Origin of the sequence: Bacillus sp. FSL W7-1582 (assembly GCF_038593325.1) — a bacterium.
Classification (GTDB): domain Bacteria; phylum Bacillota; class Bacilli; order Bacillales; family Bacillaceae; genus Bacillus; species Bacillus altitudinis.
On sequence record NZ_CP151987.1, the window covers coordinates 3,377,568 to 3,394,218 of the forward strand.

Here is a 16,651-nt window from a genome sequence, read left to right on the forward strand (position 1 = left end):
ACTGAAAAAACGACTGGAATTGGTATCCATTCATCATTCTTCACAAAAATTTCACAATTACTCAGGAACAGCCAATCCTTCTTTTAATTCATCTGTGGATGCTTCCCATAACGCCTCATTGTGACTCTTCAAGAAATCAGCGAGCACCTTTTTCGAACCATCATCCATATGATTGACAACGATTTTACGCTTCATGGATTTATCCATTAAATTCACATGCTCAGGAAGCGACTTATATCCTCTGCGGATCGAGCGGTCAACCGTCATTTCACAAGCTGTGACTCCTGCATAATATGGCCCCTCTTCTCTGCGGTCAATCGTCACCCATACGAGCCAATACGGTTTTCCGTTAGGCACCTCTTCTTTGGTTTTTAAAAATTTAATTCCTTTTTCGACGGCACTTCTTGCATGCATCGCACCAATATCAATGACGGCTTCCTTTTCCTCCACATCAATGATGACTGGCGAGATATTATCAAGGCTGAGGGCACCTGCCCCAAAACCTCCATGTCCATCCGTTGCATCTGTTTTTTTAATGATATTAAAACCAATTGGTTTCTTCTTTTTACCTTCCATTCATTAAACCTCCTAAAGCAGCGGCTTCAAAATAAGATTAAACCAGTATATGATTTGATCCCGCATTCCGATCAATGGAACAAAAACAAACTGACCTAGCGGCGTGATGACGAAGATGAGGAAAATGATGATTCCATACTGTTCAAACTGCGTCATCTTTGCACGGATGCCGGGACTGACAACATCCTCAATAATACGATATCCATCCAGCGGCGGGATCGGTAATAAGTTAAATAGGAACAAAATCACGTTCAAGTTAATAAAGATTTGGAAGAAATAATCGACCCCCGGCTCAAAGCGAATGAGCGACTCCCCACCAAATTTCTGAAGAAGCGCATACACACAAAAGCCCAAAAATGCCAAAACCAAATTGCTTAATGGTCCAGCAATCGAGACGCAAATTCCTGCTAAGCGCGGGTTTTTGAAATGGTACCGATTCACAGGTACAGGCCTCGCCCAGCCAAACCCAGCCACAAAGATCAAGATCGTCCCGAAAATATCAAGGTGCTTCAATGGATTGAGCGTCAGTCTGCCTTGATTTTTAGCTGTCGGATCTCCAAAACGATACGCAACATATGCATGCGCCAGCTCGTGCATCGTAAAAGCCACAACAAGCGTAATGGCGACATATGGAATCAGTTCTAATGGATAAACAAGAAATTGGTCCAAAGGCATGAATCCCTCTTTCTTTCTATACAATGATTTACTTCATTCAGTATACTATAAGAAGTACCTTAAACTAAAGGGAAGCGTAGGATGAAAGGAAAAAGGAGGTTTTCGCCATGCCAATTATCACCGTTCAAATGCTTGAAGGAAGAACAGATGAGCAGAAAAGAGCTCTTGTGGAGAAAGTCACAGATGCCGTTGTTGAAACAACAGGCGCAGGTGCAGAAAAAGTCTCTGTCATTATTGAAGAAATGAAAAAAGAACATTATGCTGTAGCAGGAAAGCGAATGAGCGACCTGTAAGCATATAAAAAGGACAAACACTTTTTCGGTGTTTGTCCTTTTGTCTCTTACCTTATCTGTACCAAGCTTTATTACGGTTCACTTGATTTTTATGAGCCGCATCGAAGTAATCGACAGTGTAAGAATAATCATAATTCATTAAGCAGACAATTCCGCTGCCTTGAGGGTCATGCGGCAAACCAAAGTTATGGCCATATTCATGTGTAGCCGCTTTTGCTGTATTCGCTGTTCCTTGATCAAGGTTGACACTGAATGCACTTCCGCTCGGTGCACTATTGTAAACATAAGCGATTCCGCCAGCATCAAAGTTTGGATTTGCTGTAAATCCTGTGACAAAATCGTATCCTCTGCCATCAAAGCTGCGCTGAAGGTTGGACAAAATTTGTGATGAATTTGATCCTGAAGACGTCCAAGACCCTACGGCTTGTACAACAAAGTCCACATCATGATCACGGTTAAATGTCACATCCGCTTGCTCAATGATGCTGACAATGCGTGTCTGCCAATCACTATATTTCGCACGATACTGCGCATCAGCTACTGCGTAGACGGTCACTTTCTGACTGCCTGTACTAGCTTTTGTTGAAATCGAATCTCCTGTATTTGCTTTAAAGGTTCTAGACCCTACCTGTTTACCAGACTCGTCTAAAATTTTTGTTGTCACATCTCTTTCAATAGGAGGTGCCTTCGTCAAATCTTTAAAATCGTTTGCCTTTGGCAACCCTTCACTAATATGTGTTTCGAACGGCGCATGACCATGATCATGCCCATGACCTGCACTTGCAACTGGTGCTGAAGCTGAACTTACCCCCGGTAACAAACTACCTACCAATAAAAATGACAAAAAGACTGAACGCTTTTTCATTCCTATCCCTCCTTTGTTTTTCACAAGGTTATATATTCACTGAAAATTCACCATTTTCCTTCTATTCAGTCAAAAACAGGGAATTTGATATACAGGAAGAAAGTCGAATCATGTCATTTTCACTAATTTTTCGGATATTTTGACACACATTTCATCAAAAAACAGAACTTTTGGTCTGGGTCATTTACATAGTAATCATCCGCCTTTTTCTAAAATGATGTCATAGACCCAGCCACATCATATAAGGGAGAAAAAATTGATATTAGAAAAGATAAAGTCAGACTTTACTGATACGAATTATACTTCTTTGCGATTCTCCCTTATGATGAAGAACATAAAAACAATGCTACTTCAAAACAGAAGGGACGATCCACATGTCTGAAAAAAAGCACATACAATTTGGATTAATGTTACATGGTCCAGGAGGTCATATGAATGCATGGAAGGATGAATCCGTTCCAGCAGATGCAAGTGTGAACATTGATTATTATCAAGCAATGACAAAAAAGGCAGAAGCAGCGGGTTTCCGTTTTGTCTTTGTCGCAGATGGCTTATATATTCATGAACATTCAATTCCTCATTTCTTGAACCGATTTGAACCATTAACCATCTTATCCGCTCTTGCAGCGGTCACGAAACAGATTGGACTTGTGGGCACCGTATCCACTTCTTACAGTGAGCCCTTTACCATTGCACGGCAATTCGCATCCCTAGATAAATTAAGTAAAGGCCGGGCCGGATGGAATGTTGTGACTTCCCCACTTGAAGGCTCTGCTGAAAATCACATCATTCGTCCGCATCCAAGCCATTCACTTCGATATGAAATTGCAGAAGAATACTTAAAAGTAGTGAACGGCCTATGGAGCTCATGGGAAGAAGATGCTTTTATAAGAGATCGATCAACAGGGGTTTTCTTCGATCGGGATAAACTGCACACATTAAACCATCATGGCAAACACTTTTCTGTCAAAGGTCCTTTGAATATCGAACGATCTGAACAAGGTCAGCCCGTGATTTTTCAGGCAGGTGCGTCAGAGGCAGGAAAGGATCTAGCCGCAAAAGAAGCGGACGCAGTATTTACGAATGCAGACTCACTTGAGAAGGCGAAAGCATATTACCGCGACGTGAAAAATAGAGCCGCAGCGCTGGGCAGAAATCCAGCTGATATCAAAATTTTCCCTGGCATCCACCCGATTACAGGGAGAACAGTCGAAGAAGCAGAAGAAAAATATGAAGCCATTCAACATCTGGTTTCTATTGAAGAAGCCCTTCATTACCTGGGCAGGTTCTTTGATCACTTGGACTTCAGTCAATTTCCACTTGATGAGCCATTTCCTGATATCGGTGATGCCGGTTCAAACAGCTTTCAATCCACAACAGAATCGATTAAAAAAATGGCGAAAGAACAAAACTTGACCTTAAGAGAAGTCGCTCTACGAGTGACCACTCCCAAAAGTGCTTTTTTCGGAACTTATGAACAAGTGGCAGACCAGCTGATCCAATGGATCGAAGAAGATGCCGCAGATGGATTTATTTTTGGCGCGCCTATTCTAGCAAGCGGTTTATCTGAATGGACGGAACACGTCATTCCGATATTAGTAGAAAGAGGATATTACGACCCGAATTATCCAGCTCATACCCTTCGTGAAAATTTGGGTCTGCCTATTAAGAAAAATCAGTTTCTTAAACAAACCGTGAAATAAACATGAAAAGAGGGGTTAGCTCAAAGGCTACCCCTCTTTTCATGTTGGTTGATGAAGTCGATTTTCGATGAGATCAATGAATTGAAGTACGGCTCTTCCTGGCGAATCATTTGTTTTCCTCAATAGACCAACTGGCGGGGAAACATGAATGCCCTTTATTTCTAATACCTTGGTGCCTGGAAGGGTAAAGGAATGAGCAGTTCGTGTAAAAAGAGAGACACCTAATCCAGCCTGAACATAATGTTTATGGGACATGCTGCTCGTAATCTCTAACTTATTGTAATTGGTCCCAATGACATCGACGATTTGTTGTTCAATTTGAATACGGATGGGGCAATTGTGTGGCGTGAATAAAATGGTCTCATCCTTTAAATCTGTCACCTCCACTACCCCTTTTTCCGCTAATCGATGGGAAGACGGGACGAGCAGCACGATATCATCTTGAAAAAGAGGCTTATAGCTATTCTCCATCGAAGCTTCTGGTGCTCCGCAAATCGCAAAATCAATCTCATCATGAGAAAGTAAGGAACTCAACGTATTCGCATCCGCTACTTGCACAGAAAATTCTACATTAGGAAACCTTTCCTTGAATTCTGCAATAAGTGCAGGAAATTCTAAGCTGGCTGTAGGCTCAGAAACACCGATGCGAATGAACCCCGCAATGCCCACTTCTAAATCTTGGAGTGTTTTCGTCAATTTCTCATATTCATTGAGTAAAGAATTGGCTCTTTCATAAAAAAGCTGTCCTGATGCTGTTAACTTTAAGGTCTTCCCTCTTTCTAGAAGCTTCTCTCCAATTTCCTCTTCTAAATGTTTGATGTGCAAAGTGATGGTTGGCTGAGAATAATTCAGCGCTTCTGCTGCTTTTAAAAAATTTCCGTATTTCAAGATCGTGGCAAAGGTGCGTATCGCTCGAATCTCCATGAAAACCCCTCTTCTCCCTGTATTTTAAATATCTGAATCGTGTATTTATGATTACTAATTATACTTTTCTATTGGTTTGCCTTATTATAATTTATATTATCAACTATTCCAAGTTGTTTAGAAGGAATTATCAGAAATGGAGGAGACGAATTGGCAAAAGTAACGATTATAGCAGGCGGGCATTCCGTCCAATCTCGGTTAACCGGTGTCCTGCAACACATCCATCATCGTTTGGCGTTACATGGGATTGATGTTCATGTCATTCAAGTCCACCAGCTTCCTAGCAGTGCCTTAATAGGAGCAGATTTTTCAAACGAAGACATTGTCAAAGCCATTGAGCTTGTGAATGAGAGCGACGGTGTCATTGTGTTAACACCTGTCTACAAAGCGTCTTTTTCCGGTATTTTAAAAACTTTTTTAGATCTACTCCCCCAGAAAGCGTTACAAGGGAAACCCGTTCTTCCCTTTGTTTTAGGAGGAACATACGGACATTTGCTCGTCATTGAATATGCACTTAAACCGATCATTCATCAACTCGGTGCAACCGTCGTTCAATCTGGCGTGTATGTTGTCGATCAACAGGTCTCAAAGCAGGATTCAGATAGCTATGTGCTTGATCCAGATGCCACAAACAGATTAAACCTCGCACTATCTCAATATCAAAGTCTAATAGGAGGAACAGCCAATGTCGCTCACCCTTAGTATTCTTGATCAAAGCCTCGTCAGTGAAAACGAGAAAGCAGAGACCGGTATTCAGCATACTGTCAGATTGGCTGAAGCAGCAGATCAGCTTGGTTATCACAGGTTTTGGGTGTCTGAACATCACAATAATTCTCAAGTGGCAGGATCATCCCCTGAAGCCCTCGCCGGTTATCTTTTAGCAAAAACGAACCATTTGCGAATTGGGTCTGGCGGTGTCATGCTTCAGCATTACAGCCCGTTTAAGGTGGCTGAAACATTTCATGTACTGGCATCACTAGCGCCTGGCAGAGTCGATTTAGGCGTTGGGAAAGCACCGGGAGGGTTGAACCTCTCGACACAAGCGCTTCAGGAAGATTATCAAGCGTCACGGAAAGACTTTTCTCAAAAATTAGTGGATCTCAAAACGTATCTTACTGAACAAGCAAATGAGTTAAATGCTCAGCCAATTCCTAGCGTATCACCCGACATGTTCCTTCTAGGCGGCAGTAAAGAGAGCGCGGAATTCGCAGCGAAACTTGGGATATCCTTTGTGTTTGCCTATTTTATTAACGGGGATGACGCATTATTAAAAGAAGCAAGAGAGACTTTTCAAAAATTCAAGACACAGAACACGCACCAGCAATTTCTTCTCGCCATCACCGTATCTGTAGCGGAAGACCATGAACAAGCCCTCTCGTACATCAAGCAAAAGGAAACAGTAAAGGTCTCCTTTTCCGATGGAAGAAAGCTTAATGTGACGTCACTAGAAGATGCAGAAAAGCTGGTGAAAGGAACAAAAAAAGAACACTACAACATTCACGTTCAAAAAACCGGTTATACCGCTGGCACAAAAGAAACCGTTCATCACCGGCTGACTGAACTAGCCGAGACATATGAGATCAACGAGTTCATTGTGCTATCTCCGATTGTAGACATTGAGGCAAGAATAGCGTCTATCACATTATTAAAAGAAGCATTTGATCATGAACTAACAGCCAAAAACCAAATAAACCAAGAGGTGAGCGTCTAATGTCAAATAATCAAAAAATCATTTTATGGAGCAAAAAAGGATGCAGCTATTGTCAGGACATTCAGTCCTATTTCAACGAACAGCACATTACTTATTCAACCATTGATGTAACAGAACATGATCATTACAGAAATATTTTAGAAGAAAAATACGGCGTCCGTTACGTGCCAGTAGTAGAAATCAGCCGTGATCCCCACGTGTATCAAGCATTGCTGAATCCAGATATCGATGCTTTACGAAAAGCGTTGAGCTGACATTACACACTACCCTTTTGATTGGAGGTTTGTCATGAGTCGAGATATTTTTCGCATCGCTACCGAAGAAGATGCACCGGCTTTTCTAGAATTGCTGTCCAGTGCATTTAAACCGCTTGGAGAAATGGGCATTGATTGGCCATCCACGAACGCCACACTTGAAATGGTCACAGAAAACATCAAACAATCTGTTGCTGTTGTGTTAGAACGAGACGGGCGTCTCATATCAACCATCACCATACGTTTTCCATGGGAGAGCACTCAACCGGTTTCAGGCTATCCATTTGTTTGGTGGTTTGCCACAGCTCCTGATTTAGCCGGTCAAGGGATTGGAAATAAGCTGCTCGATTATGTAGAAAACACCTTGCTTCGGCAGACATTTAAAGCACCAGCATACACACTGGGTACTTCTGGCCGGAAACACCCCTGGCTTCTAGAGATGTACGAACGAAAAGGCTATACAGCATATATTGAACGTGAAGCCGATAATGGCGACTTAGGTGTATTAATGTATAAAGTCCTCATCCCTGAACGGTTCGATGCCGCCATATTAGGCGCACCGCCCTCAGAAGAAAAAGTCCAAACGACTTCAACATAGGAGGTGATTCAACATGGGGGAGTTTTTCAAATGGGAGTATGTCGTCACACTCTTCCCTAAAGTATTGTCAGCCCTTCCAACAACCTTACTGATCGTTTTATTTGCCACTTTGATTGGCAGTTTTCTTGGATTCATTCTTGCTTATTTTCGAATTGAGCGTATTCCCATCCTGCATCAGCTCAGTGCAATTTATGTCTCATTTATTCGCGGAACACCTATCCTTGTTCAAATGTTTATTGTGTTTTATGGCCTGCCTGGTGTGCTTGCAACAATTGGGCTTGATATCTCCATGTGGAACAAATTGATCTTTCTGTATATTACATATGGACTCAATACAGCTGGGTATTTTTCAGAAATATTCCGATCTGCCCTATCGAGTGTCCCAGCATCTCAATATGAAGCGGCCGCCTCGATTGGACTGACGAAATGGCAGATTTATAGAAGAACGCTTATCCCTCAAGCAGGGAGAATCGCCCTTCCTAATATCGGCGTGGCCATTGTCAACTTATTACAAAATACCTCCCTCGCCTTTACATTAGGTGTGATGGACATGATCGGAAAGGTTCAAACATTAGGGGCTTTATACTATCGCGTATTAGAAGGATACTTTATTGCTGCCGTTATATTTATCATTTTAAGTATGGTGTTAGAAAAATCATTTGACCTATTGGAAAAACGGATCAATACACCGAAAACAAAAAAACAGCGTCAGACGGCATTGCTTCCCTTAAAAAGAGCCGAAGCGGCCTTTACTGTAGAAAAACGTGCAAAATAAACTGAGGAGGAATTCACATGAAAAATAACAGAATATTCAGTAATCATTACATCATCGGCCTGCTTCTACTTGGTTCATTGCTCCTTGCCGCCTGCGGAAATAATGAGCAATCGGATGAAATCAAAGCAGAAGCAAACAATAATGACCCGGATGCAAAAGAAATCGTCATTGGGACAGGGAACGCCTATCAACCCTTCGTTTACTTAGATGAAAACGGCAAATTAACAGGCTACGAGAAGGCTGTATTAGATGAAGTGGATCAGCTGCTACCACAATATAAGTTTAAATATGAATCCTTTGAGTTTAAAAATATTCTGCCTGCTTTAGATGCCGGTAAAGTTGATCTCGCTGCACACCAATATGAAATCAATGACGAGCGTCAGAAGAAATATCTATTTGGAAAAGTTGGCTACACAGATTATACAAGCTATGTGGTGGTAAATAAAGCATCCGGTCATGACTTTCAAAGCCTGGACGATTTAGCTGGACACAAAGTGCACACCTCTACAGGAAGTAATTTCGCTTATCTTCTAGAGCAATATAACGCAAAGCATGATCGGAAAATTGACATTGTCTACGGGGATGGCGGGAACGAAATTTTAGTCAAAAACCTGCAGAATGGCACGGTCGATGCTGCCTTACTCACAAAGTATGACGTCAATAAGCTAAACAAACAGTTCAATGCTCATCTTGTGACATCCGGAAAGCCTGTAAACGTATCTAAAACGTATTATTTATACCAAAAAAACAATACGAAACTTCAAAAGGACATTGATCAAGCCCTGCAAAAACTGATTGATAACGGCAAGCTCGCTGAATTGTCTAAAAAAATATTGGGCGGAGACTTTACTACATCATAAGAAAGGAGCGATCTGAGTGGATTTTGACGTTGCTTTTATGTTTCAGGCCTTTGTAGCCGCACTTCATTATTTGCCAACGACGCTGCTATTAGGCTTTCTTCCGCTAGTATTCGGCTCCATCTTTGGCTTTGGTATTGCCCTTATCCGTTTTTATCAAGTGCCTGTATTGTCTCCATTGTTCAAATGGTTTGTGGCGATTTTTAAAGCCATTCCTGTTGTATTAATCTTGCTCGTATCTTATCTTATTTTTTCCGATTCGCTCGATCAATTGGCTGCATCTCTTTCGTTGCCCATCCGTTTTAGCGATTTAGATAGACGATGGATTGCCATTTTCGCCCTTTCTTTATATGCCGTCAGCGGGTTATCAGAGATATTTCGAAGCTCTCTTGCGTCCATCCCAAAGGGTCAATTTGATGCCGCTCTATCCGTTGGTTTCACAGGCAGGCAGGTGTTGCGAAGAGTGATCATTCCACAAGTCTTTCCCATCTCTCTTCCTTTACTGAACAACATGCTCATCAGTTTAATCAAAGCCTCTTCTCTCGTCTCTATGGTATCTGTGGTCGATATTTTAAACGGTGCTTTAATTAAAGCCAATGTGAACTATCGTTATCTTGAAGCATACATTGCTGTTGCCCTTATTTACTGGGCTTTGTGTGCCTCTATTGAAGCCATCACTGCTGGATATGAGAAATATGTACACAAAAGTAAAAGGGGGCGGTTCGCATGATTCACATCAAACAAGTGCATAAAGCATTCGGTCAAAACCAGATTCTAAAGGGAATTGATTTAACGGTAGAAAAAGGCGAAGTCGTTGTCATTTTAGGTCCGAGCGGCTCTGGGAAATCAACATTTCTCAGATGCTTAAATTTTCTTGAGCGTGCGGATCAAGGTGAAATCAGCATTGATCAGACCACTGTCACATTCAATCAAGCAAAACCGAAAGACATTCTAGCAATTCGCAGAAAAACAGCCATGGTCTTTCAGCAATACGACCTGTTTATTCATAAAACAGCACTTGAGAATGTCATGGAAGGCTTAGTCATTGCCCGTAAACAACCGAAAGACCAAGCCTATGACACAGCACTCCAATTGCTCAAAAAAGTAGGATTACTAGAGAAAAAAGATGCCTATCCGCATCAATTATCTGGCGGACAGCAGCAGCGAGTAGGCATTGCAAGAGCACTTGCATTGAATCCGGAGGTCATTTTGTTTGATGAACCGACCTCCGCTTTAGATCCCGAGCTTGTAGGTGAAACACTTGACGTCATTAAACAAGTGGCACAAACAGGCGTCACCATGATCATCGTCACGCATGAGATGAGCTTTGCCTATGATATTGCCGACAGGGTCATTTTCATGGAAGATGGTGTGATTGTCGAAGCAGGCACACCAGAAGAAGTCTTTGAACAGACGAAAGAAGAACGGACAAAACAATTTTTAGCAAGATTTTCTTATCATCATTCCTAAAAAACAAGTCAATCCATGAGGTCGACTTGTTTCTGTTTCTATATGCGTACAAAATAAAAACCAGTCTGTTCTAGCCATTGGCTATCACAAACTGGTTCTTGTCGTTAGTTCAATTCCTTCAACTGATCAATATAAGCAAGGGCTGCCTCAAATTCTTCGTCCGTATAGCGCTGCTTGCTTTTAATGGTGAAGACCTTTTCCTTTACCTCATCTTTTGGCAGATCATCAAAGTATAAAATCGTTGAGACAAGCTCTAGAAAACGAGACGATTGCTCATTCATCTGCTGCGTCAGCACTTTGAGGTCAGGCATGTCCACTTCACACTGATCGAGAAACTCTTTCCCATTGTCCGTCAGCGAATAACGATATTGATAGTATCCGCCCTTTTTTTCCTTCATTTCGTCCAAGAATCCAAGGTTGCACAGCTCTTCAATTCTGAGCGTCAACTCCTCTGAATAGGGGCCATAAAAATGAAAATCGTATTTCTCGTAAAAAGGCAAATCTAGCTTTTTTGCTATGTAAATCATTTTTTGCAGCTTCTTCCGTCCAACGATTTCCCCAGATTCAGAGAACACCTTCATCAACTTTGCATGCTCTTTCAACAAATTCCCGACATCTCCTTTTTCAGTACTTCCTTATCCCAATCCAAGCAGCTTCATGATCGCCTTCTTTTCTTCAGCTTTTTCCGACATATCTACAATTAAGTCCATCGGGAAATAAAGTTTATGATCGGTTCTTCGTTTACCGGAAATGGCGTCAACAATATCTGACTGTCTCGACAGTTCTTTAATATGACCACTTTGCGTCAAAAGGTGGATCGGCAGCCGCTCTTCTTCTTCGCCCGGTCTATAAAAGTCATAAGGCAAATCAGAGGAAGAATCGACCACTAAATAATAGTCAGGATCAATTCCTGCTTCTTTGAACAAAGCAGTCAGCTTGAAATATTTCGTCATTTCTTCGTTAGGATTAAACTCTGTATATTGGAATAAACGGCGGTTCATAAAACGGCGGCACAAATCAGCCAGCACGTGATCTTCTTCATCTTCCCACGCCTGAAAATAAAATAAGACAATGGATTCATCCAGCTTAATATAGTCCTCTGTGGTGACATTTCCTTCAAAAATTGAATAAAAATGAACCGGGGCATGTGTAAAAATATATCCCGTTTCATGCAGCTCTTTTGCACGATGGAGGATTTTTGTTAAAATGACTTCCGCACTGCGTGTCACTGGGTGGAAATACACTTGCCAGTACATTTGATAGCGGCTCATAATATAATCCTCTACGGCATGCATCCCGCTCTGTTTCATCACAATCTGATCTTCTCTTGGACGCATCACGCGTAAAATACGTTCCATATCAAAGTGACCATAGCTGACGCCTGTATAGTAAGCATCGCGCTGCAAGTAATCCATTCGGTCGGCATCAATTTGACTTGAAATCAAACTGACCACCTGTTTGTTTTGATACGTTTTGGCAATGACTTCTGCTACATGCTTTGGAAAATCGTCACTGACCCGGCGCAGCACTTCATTGACTTCCGTCTGCCCTAAAATGATATCTCTTGTAAACGATTCATGATCTAAATGAAAGACCTTTTCAAAGGAATGAGAAAACGGACCATGTCCAAGGTCATGAAGCAGGGCGGCACTCAGTACAAGCTCACGCTCCCCTTCATCCCATTCGGGTCTTCCTTTAAACACATCATCCACAATTCGTCTGACAATCTCGTATACACCGAGTGAATGATTAAATCGGCTGTGTTCTGCCCCATGAAACGTTAAATAAGTGGTGCCTAGCTGTTTAATTCGTCTAAGGCGCTGGAACTCTCTCGTTCCGATTAAATCCCATATCAATGCATCCCGTACGTGAACATAGCGGTGCACAGGATCTTTAAATACCTTTTCTTCGGATAATTTCCCTTTTGGATACGCCATCGTTTCGTCCCTCTTTTTTTAAGACGTGTTTCTATTATATCGGGTAACTTTTCCCGAAAACATCCTTGAATTTGCTGGCGAATGTGTTCTCATAGATTGAACGGACGTAAAAAGCCCGACCTGACAGGGACGGACCTCTTTTTAGGTCGACTGAACACATTCAGTGACATTTATTTGACTTTTTTTTGAACCTTTTCGAGTAACTCATCTTCTGTTGGTGCGGATAATGGGCGATTGTTCACAAACGCAAAAGCCTTTTTTCGTCCTGGACCGCAATACGATTGACAGCCAATCTCAATTTTTGCATCAGGGTCAACCGATTTAAGTCGAGGCAATAACGTTTTTAGGTTCGTCGCATCACAATCGTCACATACGCGAAACTCATTAGCCATGTTCTTACGCTTCCTTTCAATGATGAAACTTCATTCTATATGAAACAGTTGGACAACTAAGAGTGAATAATATACCACCCAACATTGTACATCGAAGCGACTGGAGTTGCAAGACGCATTGTCAGCACAGAGACGTATTCACATAAAAGCTAGTATTTTCCACTATCCTTTTAGCAAACTTGTATAAACCTTCTTCAACTTGGCTAATCTAATACCATCAAATCTTATGGGGGTTTAAACACATGTCAAAACAAAGACAAGATGCTTGGTCAGAGGAAAATGATCTCCTTCTGGCAGAAACCGTCTTACGTCACGTCAGAGAGGGCAGTACACAGCTGAACGCATTTGAAGAAGTGGGAGACAAGCTAAACCGTACCTCAGCGGCATGCGGATTTAGATGGAATGCTGTCGTGAGACATCAATATGAAAAAGCATTGGCACTTGCCAAAAAACAGCGTAAACAACGCATGCGTGCACTCGGCAATGGGCAACCTGCGAAAAAACGTTTGCTCTATCAGCCGCAAGTTGAAGAAACGATCACACAGGAAGAGTTCTCTCAAGAACTGGAACCTGCACAAGAAGAAACGTTTGCACCTGCAGCCGAAACAGCCGAACAGCTTCAGTTTGTGGATCAAAGCTACAATGAAGAGTTAGCTAGTTTATCACATTTATTGTCACAGGCTTCTCAAGTGACAGAGAAAAAGCTAGAAGCCAATCCATTTGGGCAGCGCCAAGAGTTAACCATTGAGGATATCATTGATTTCTTACGCCGCTATGAAGGCGATGGACAGCAATCAGCTGCCTTACGGATGGAAAACAGCCGGTTAAAACAAGAAAACAATGAACTTTCACATAAAGTGTCGCAGCTAGAAGCTGAAGTGAAAAAGCTTGAAAAGGATCAGCTCACCATTCAAGAAGATTATGAAACACTCGTCAAAATCATGAACCGTGCAAGAAAACTAGTTTTGTTTGAAGAGGACGACAGTGCCGCACCAACCTTTAAAATGGACCGGAACGGCAACCTTGAAAAAATGGCAGAATAACCAAAAAGTGCTCCCCACCTGCGGGAAGCACTTTTTTAAATATCCAAAAATAGCATCACGCTAAAAAGGACATTGATCAAGAAGACGAACATAAAAATATACCTAACTTGCCTCACCTGAAAATCACCAAAGATAAAAATATAAAGCCCTGCGATACCAAGCGTCAGTACAGGCTGAAGAAACGGCACGAAAAGCGAAATGCCGTAACCGGCTCCTATGATGACAGGAAGCCATAGTAAATAGAGGTAACCGCCATTTTTGGATTTCAAGAAACCACTCCCTCTCTTTCTTCTATCTGCTTGATTTCAGGCTGAACAAACTTGAGTCCGGCCATTGTACGTCTGCGTTTTTGTGATGTCCAAATCGCAATCGCCGGCTGATCCGTTAGAGATTCTGTGTCAATGGTGATCAGCACTTGCCCATTTAATTCAATTGAATCTTCAAACTCAATTTTGCACCCAGATAAACTGATATCATGTATGATCACCGGCACCTTCTCTTCTAGTCGGTCCTCATAGGCGATCGTGCCTGTCACACCTTGCAATGGCCTTCTCATCCATTTGCGCCGCAGAGCCTTTGGTACCTTCTCCGTTTCTCTTAAAAAGCGGAGAAACGTGCGAACAGCATGAGATTTTTTCTCACGATCCGTCACCGCTACATGCTCTCGTGTGAATAAGAAACGGATCAGTGATAAATACTCTGATTTTTTTGTGTCAGTAAAAGCAACACCAACCATCAGCTTGTCTCCCTCTGGATAGCTCCAAACCACGTCACACGACACGCTTTCATTCTCTGAAAAAAATAATTGCGTTTGTCCTTGATAAAGAGAAGACGCTTGGTCCAATGGAATGGACAGACGCGCACCTGAATCACTCATATCTAGTAGAAAACAAGCTATCGACTGATCTTGATGATCAGAACGAAGATGCCCCTCTTTTTCAATGACAAATCGCTCTGATTTCCGATAACGCGGTCGATCAAACGCCACAAGCAGTGCCATGAATAAGCCTGCACCGTTATAAAGCACCCAAAAAATATTAATCAACATAAGATCAGCGTTCATCGTCCCATTTACCTTCACATCGTAACCTATTTTCACAAGGGCAAGCAATGAGAGCAGCAAGAAGATCAGATGGGGAATCATCGTTTTCAAATGAAAATGCCTTTTGTCCGTTTGAATTCCCTTCGGTGTCACCAGAAATTCAACACGTTTCTTCAAGAACAGTTCACTGAGTGCCACACCAGCTAAGTGGAATGCCATTGAACTTTCATAAATATGACTCCAAAACATACTTCTTTTTTGATTCGACACAAGTTTAAATGCTAAATACGAGCTAAAGAACGCCGGCAGCCAAAACATGAAAACGGACTGGAAATCTGCCCAGAAACTTTGAATACCAAACAATAAAAACAAAATCGGTGTGAGAATATAAATCATTTTAAACAAACCGTTAAACCAATACACAATGCCATCTAAATAAAGAACACGCTGCATCAGCGTTAAGCCGCGAACCTTCAATGGATTAAACTTACGGGCACACTGAATGTTCCCTCTCGACCAGCGATCTCTCTGCTTTAACAGATCAAGCCAGCTTTCAGGTGCCAGACCGACGGCTAATACTTCTCCGACAGACACAGATTTGAATTTCCCCTGAAGAAGCATTCCTGTTGCCATGTCTTCTGTAATTACTCCTGTAGCAAATCCGCCAATTTCATCTAATGCCGTTCTTCTAAATACCGTATTACTCCCAACATACATGACGGCATTAAACCGATCCTTACCAGCTTGGAGAGTTTGCATGAAGAAGTCCTGCTCATTTGGAATTCGATCTTTCGAGAACATATTATATTGGAAAGGATCTTCGTTATAAAACGCCTGTGGAACTTGAACAAACGCAGTTGCCCCATCATGAAAATAGGGCACTGTTTTTTCTAAAAATGAAGGAAGAGGGACCATATCTGCATCAAGTGTCAGAATCAGCTCTCCATCCGTTTGAGACATCGCATGATTTAAATTACCTGCCTTAGCAAATCTGTTATCTGTTCTTGTCAGATAATGAACACCAAACTCAGAAGCAAGCTGCTCTACTGCTTCCCTATTGCCATCATCACATAAATAAATTTGAACGCTTTCCTTCGGATAAGAGAGATTCAAACAACCTGCAACAGTACGTTTCAGCACCTCAATTGGTTCATTATATGTAGCTATGAAAATATCAACTGTTGGCAGCCTGTCAAGATCACTAATCATGACTTGTTTCCGATTTGAAGGCTTCCAAACCAGTGTATAAAACACAAGCAACTGGATAAACCCAATGCATTCACAGGCAACAAGCAAAATGCCCATGACAACATTAAAAGTACCTTCATGCGGCAATGTAAAGAAGAGGCGCCAGCAAATATAGGCAGCATTTGTTAACACACATAGCACAATGATGACTTTTTTCACAGTAGAGGCCATTGGCTGGATACGATATATCATATACAACAGAGACAAAATACAAAGCATAAACAGCGGGTAATACGTGGTGATGAATGACAAAACATTTTCCTTCTTTCTTATGTCATAAAGGACTAT

The 16,651-nt window shown here is 41.8% G+C and carries 20 protein-coding genes; 11 read left to right on the top strand and 9 right to left on the bottom strand.

The features are described 5' to 3' along the window. Window positions 1-57: 57 nt before the first annotated feature. Entirely contained in the window at window positions 58-576 is a 519-nt protein-coding gene (locus NSQ11_RS17410) for a YwhD family protein (RefSeq protein WP_046526740.1), read from the bottom strand. A gap of 12 nt (window positions 577-588) precedes the next feature. Next, entirely contained in the window at window positions 589-1,245 is a 657-nt protein-coding gene (locus NSQ11_RS17415) for a site-2 protease family protein (RefSeq protein ID WP_227820613.1), read from the bottom strand. 113 nt (window positions 1,246-1,358) lie between these two features. On the opposite strand from NSQ11_RS17415, the gene NSQ11_RS17420 reads away from it, so the two are divergent. Further along, window positions 1,359-1,544, top strand: a complete 186-nt coding sequence (locus NSQ11_RS17420; RefSeq protein ID WP_008343530.1) for a 2-hydroxymuconate tautomerase — start codon at window positions 1,359-1,361, stop codon at window positions 1,542-1,544. A 52-nt stretch (window positions 1,545-1,596) separates the two neighbouring features. Here NSQ11_RS17420 and NSQ11_RS17425 read toward each other — a convergent pair whose 3' ends face one another. Next, a complete protein-coding gene (locus NSQ11_RS17425) occupies window positions 1,597-2,409 on the bottom strand; it encodes a zinc-dependent metalloprotease (RefSeq protein WP_017368236.1) in 813 nt (270 codons plus the stop codon). A 374-nt stretch (window positions 2,410-2,783) separates the two neighbouring features. Here NSQ11_RS17425 and NSQ11_RS17430 point away from each other — a divergent pair, with 374 nt between their 5' ends. Then, window positions 2,784-4,112 carry an LLM class flavin-dependent oxidoreductase gene (locus NSQ11_RS17430; protein WP_025208149.1) on the top strand — a complete coding sequence of 443 codons (1,329 nt, stop codon included), beginning with the start codon at window positions 2,784-2,786 and terminating at the stop codon, window positions 4,110-4,112. Between the two features lie 39 nt (window positions 4,113-4,151). Here the strand turns inward: NSQ11_RS17430 and NSQ11_RS17435 are convergent, their stop codons facing one another. Further along, on the bottom strand, window positions 4,152-5,036 hold the full coding sequence (locus NSQ11_RS17435; protein ID WP_342501178.1) for a LysR family transcriptional regulator: 885 nt from the start codon (window positions 5,034-5,036) through the stop codon (window positions 4,152-4,154). Between the two features lie 150 nt (window positions 5,037-5,186). Here NSQ11_RS17435 and ssuE point away from each other — a divergent pair, with 150 nt between their 5' ends. Genes ssuE through NSQ11_RS17475 form a run of 8 tightly spaced genes read left to right on the top strand, consistent with a single transcriptional unit; the run spans window position 5,187 to window position 10,701 of the window. After that, complete coding sequence (gene ssuE, locus NSQ11_RS17440; protein WP_008343538.1) at window positions 5,187-5,738, top strand: NADPH-dependent FMN reductase; 552 nt, start codon at window positions 5,187-5,189, stop codon at window positions 5,736-5,738. Beyond that, entirely contained in the window at window positions 5,722-6,747 is a 1,026-nt protein-coding gene (locus NSQ11_RS17445; RefSeq protein ID WP_335358060.1) for an LLM class flavin-dependent oxidoreductase, read from the top strand. The genes ssuE and NSQ11_RS17445 overlap by 17 nt, the downstream gene beginning before the upstream one ends. After that, entirely contained in the window at window positions 6,747-7,001 is a 255-nt protein-coding gene (locus NSQ11_RS17450) for a glutaredoxin family protein (protein ID WP_098680525.1), read from the top strand. Before NSQ11_RS17445 ends, NSQ11_RS17450 begins: the two co-directional genes overlap by 1 nt. A gap of 34 nt (window positions 7,002-7,035) precedes the next feature. After that, the gene (locus NSQ11_RS17455; protein WP_008343543.1) at window positions 7,036-7,599 is read left to right on the top strand and encodes a GNAT family N-acetyltransferase; all 564 of its coding nucleotides are present in this window, start codon (window positions 7,036-7,038) and stop codon (window positions 7,597-7,599) included. Between the two features lie 13 nt (window positions 7,600-7,612). Beyond that, complete coding sequence (locus tag NSQ11_RS17460) at window positions 7,613-8,374, top strand: amino acid ABC transporter permease (RefSeq protein WP_008343545.1); 762 nt, start codon at window positions 7,613-7,615, stop codon at window positions 8,372-8,374. Between the two features lie 17 nt (window positions 8,375-8,391). Continuing rightward, entirely contained in the window at window positions 8,392-9,234 is an 843-nt protein-coding gene (locus NSQ11_RS17465; RefSeq protein ID WP_008343547.1) for a transporter substrate-binding domain-containing protein, read from the top strand. A gap of 16 nt (window positions 9,235-9,250) precedes the next feature. Further along, window positions 9,251-9,961 (top strand): ABC transporter permease subunit, encoded by a 711-nt coding sequence (locus NSQ11_RS17470; protein ID WP_008343549.1) that lies wholly within the window; start codon window positions 9,251-9,253, stop codon window positions 9,959-9,961. Beyond that, window positions 9,958-10,701, top strand: a complete 744-nt coding sequence (locus tag NSQ11_RS17475; protein WP_255835679.1) for an amino acid ABC transporter ATP-binding protein — start codon at window positions 9,958-9,960, stop codon at window positions 10,699-10,701. The genes NSQ11_RS17470 and NSQ11_RS17475 overlap by 4 nt, the downstream gene beginning before the upstream one ends. Before the next feature lie 104 nt (window positions 10,702-10,805). On the opposite strand, the gene NSQ11_RS17480 is transcribed toward NSQ11_RS17475, so the two are convergent. The 3 genes from NSQ11_RS17480 to NSQ11_RS17490 all read right to left on the bottom strand — a co-directional run bounded on the left by NSQ11_RS17480 (window position 10,806) and on the right by NSQ11_RS17490 (window position 13,030). Further along, window positions 10,806-11,306 carry a YwgA family protein gene (locus NSQ11_RS17480; protein ID WP_007497715.1) on the bottom strand — a complete coding sequence of 167 codons (501 nt, stop codon included), beginning with the start codon at window positions 11,304-11,306 and terminating at the stop codon, window positions 10,806-10,808. Window positions 11,307-11,336: 30 nt separating this feature from the next. Beyond that, window positions 11,337-12,638 (bottom strand): HD domain-containing protein, encoded by a 1,302-nt coding sequence (locus tag NSQ11_RS17485; RefSeq protein WP_007497716.1) that lies wholly within the window; start codon window positions 12,636-12,638, stop codon window positions 11,337-11,339. Between the two features lie 170 nt (window positions 12,639-12,808). Beyond that, complete coding sequence (locus NSQ11_RS17490; protein ID WP_003215259.1) at window positions 12,809-13,030, bottom strand: DUF1450 domain-containing protein; 222 nt, start codon at window positions 13,028-13,030, stop codon at window positions 12,809-12,811. A gap of 242 nt (window positions 13,031-13,272) precedes the next feature. Between NSQ11_RS17490 and NSQ11_RS17495 the strand changes: the two genes are divergently transcribed. Next, window positions 13,273-14,073, top strand: coding sequence for an RsfA family transcriptional regulator (locus NSQ11_RS17495; RefSeq protein ID WP_046526748.1), 801 nt, complete (start codon window positions 13,273-13,275; stop codon window positions 14,071-14,073). 35 nt (window positions 14,074-14,108) lie between these two features. On the opposite strand, the gene NSQ11_RS17500 is transcribed toward NSQ11_RS17495, so the two are convergent. Beyond that, the gene (locus NSQ11_RS17500) at window positions 14,109-14,342 is read right to left on the bottom strand and encodes a DUF5970 family protein (protein ID WP_008343557.1); all 234 of its coding nucleotides are present in this window, start codon (window positions 14,340-14,342) and stop codon (window positions 14,109-14,111) included. Further along, entirely contained in the window at window positions 14,339-16,615 is a 2,277-nt protein-coding gene (locus NSQ11_RS17505; protein ID WP_213407058.1) for a glycosyltransferase, read from the bottom strand. The genes NSQ11_RS17500 and NSQ11_RS17505 overlap by 4 nt, the downstream gene beginning before the upstream one ends. Window positions 16,616-16,651: the final 36 nt, after the last annotated feature.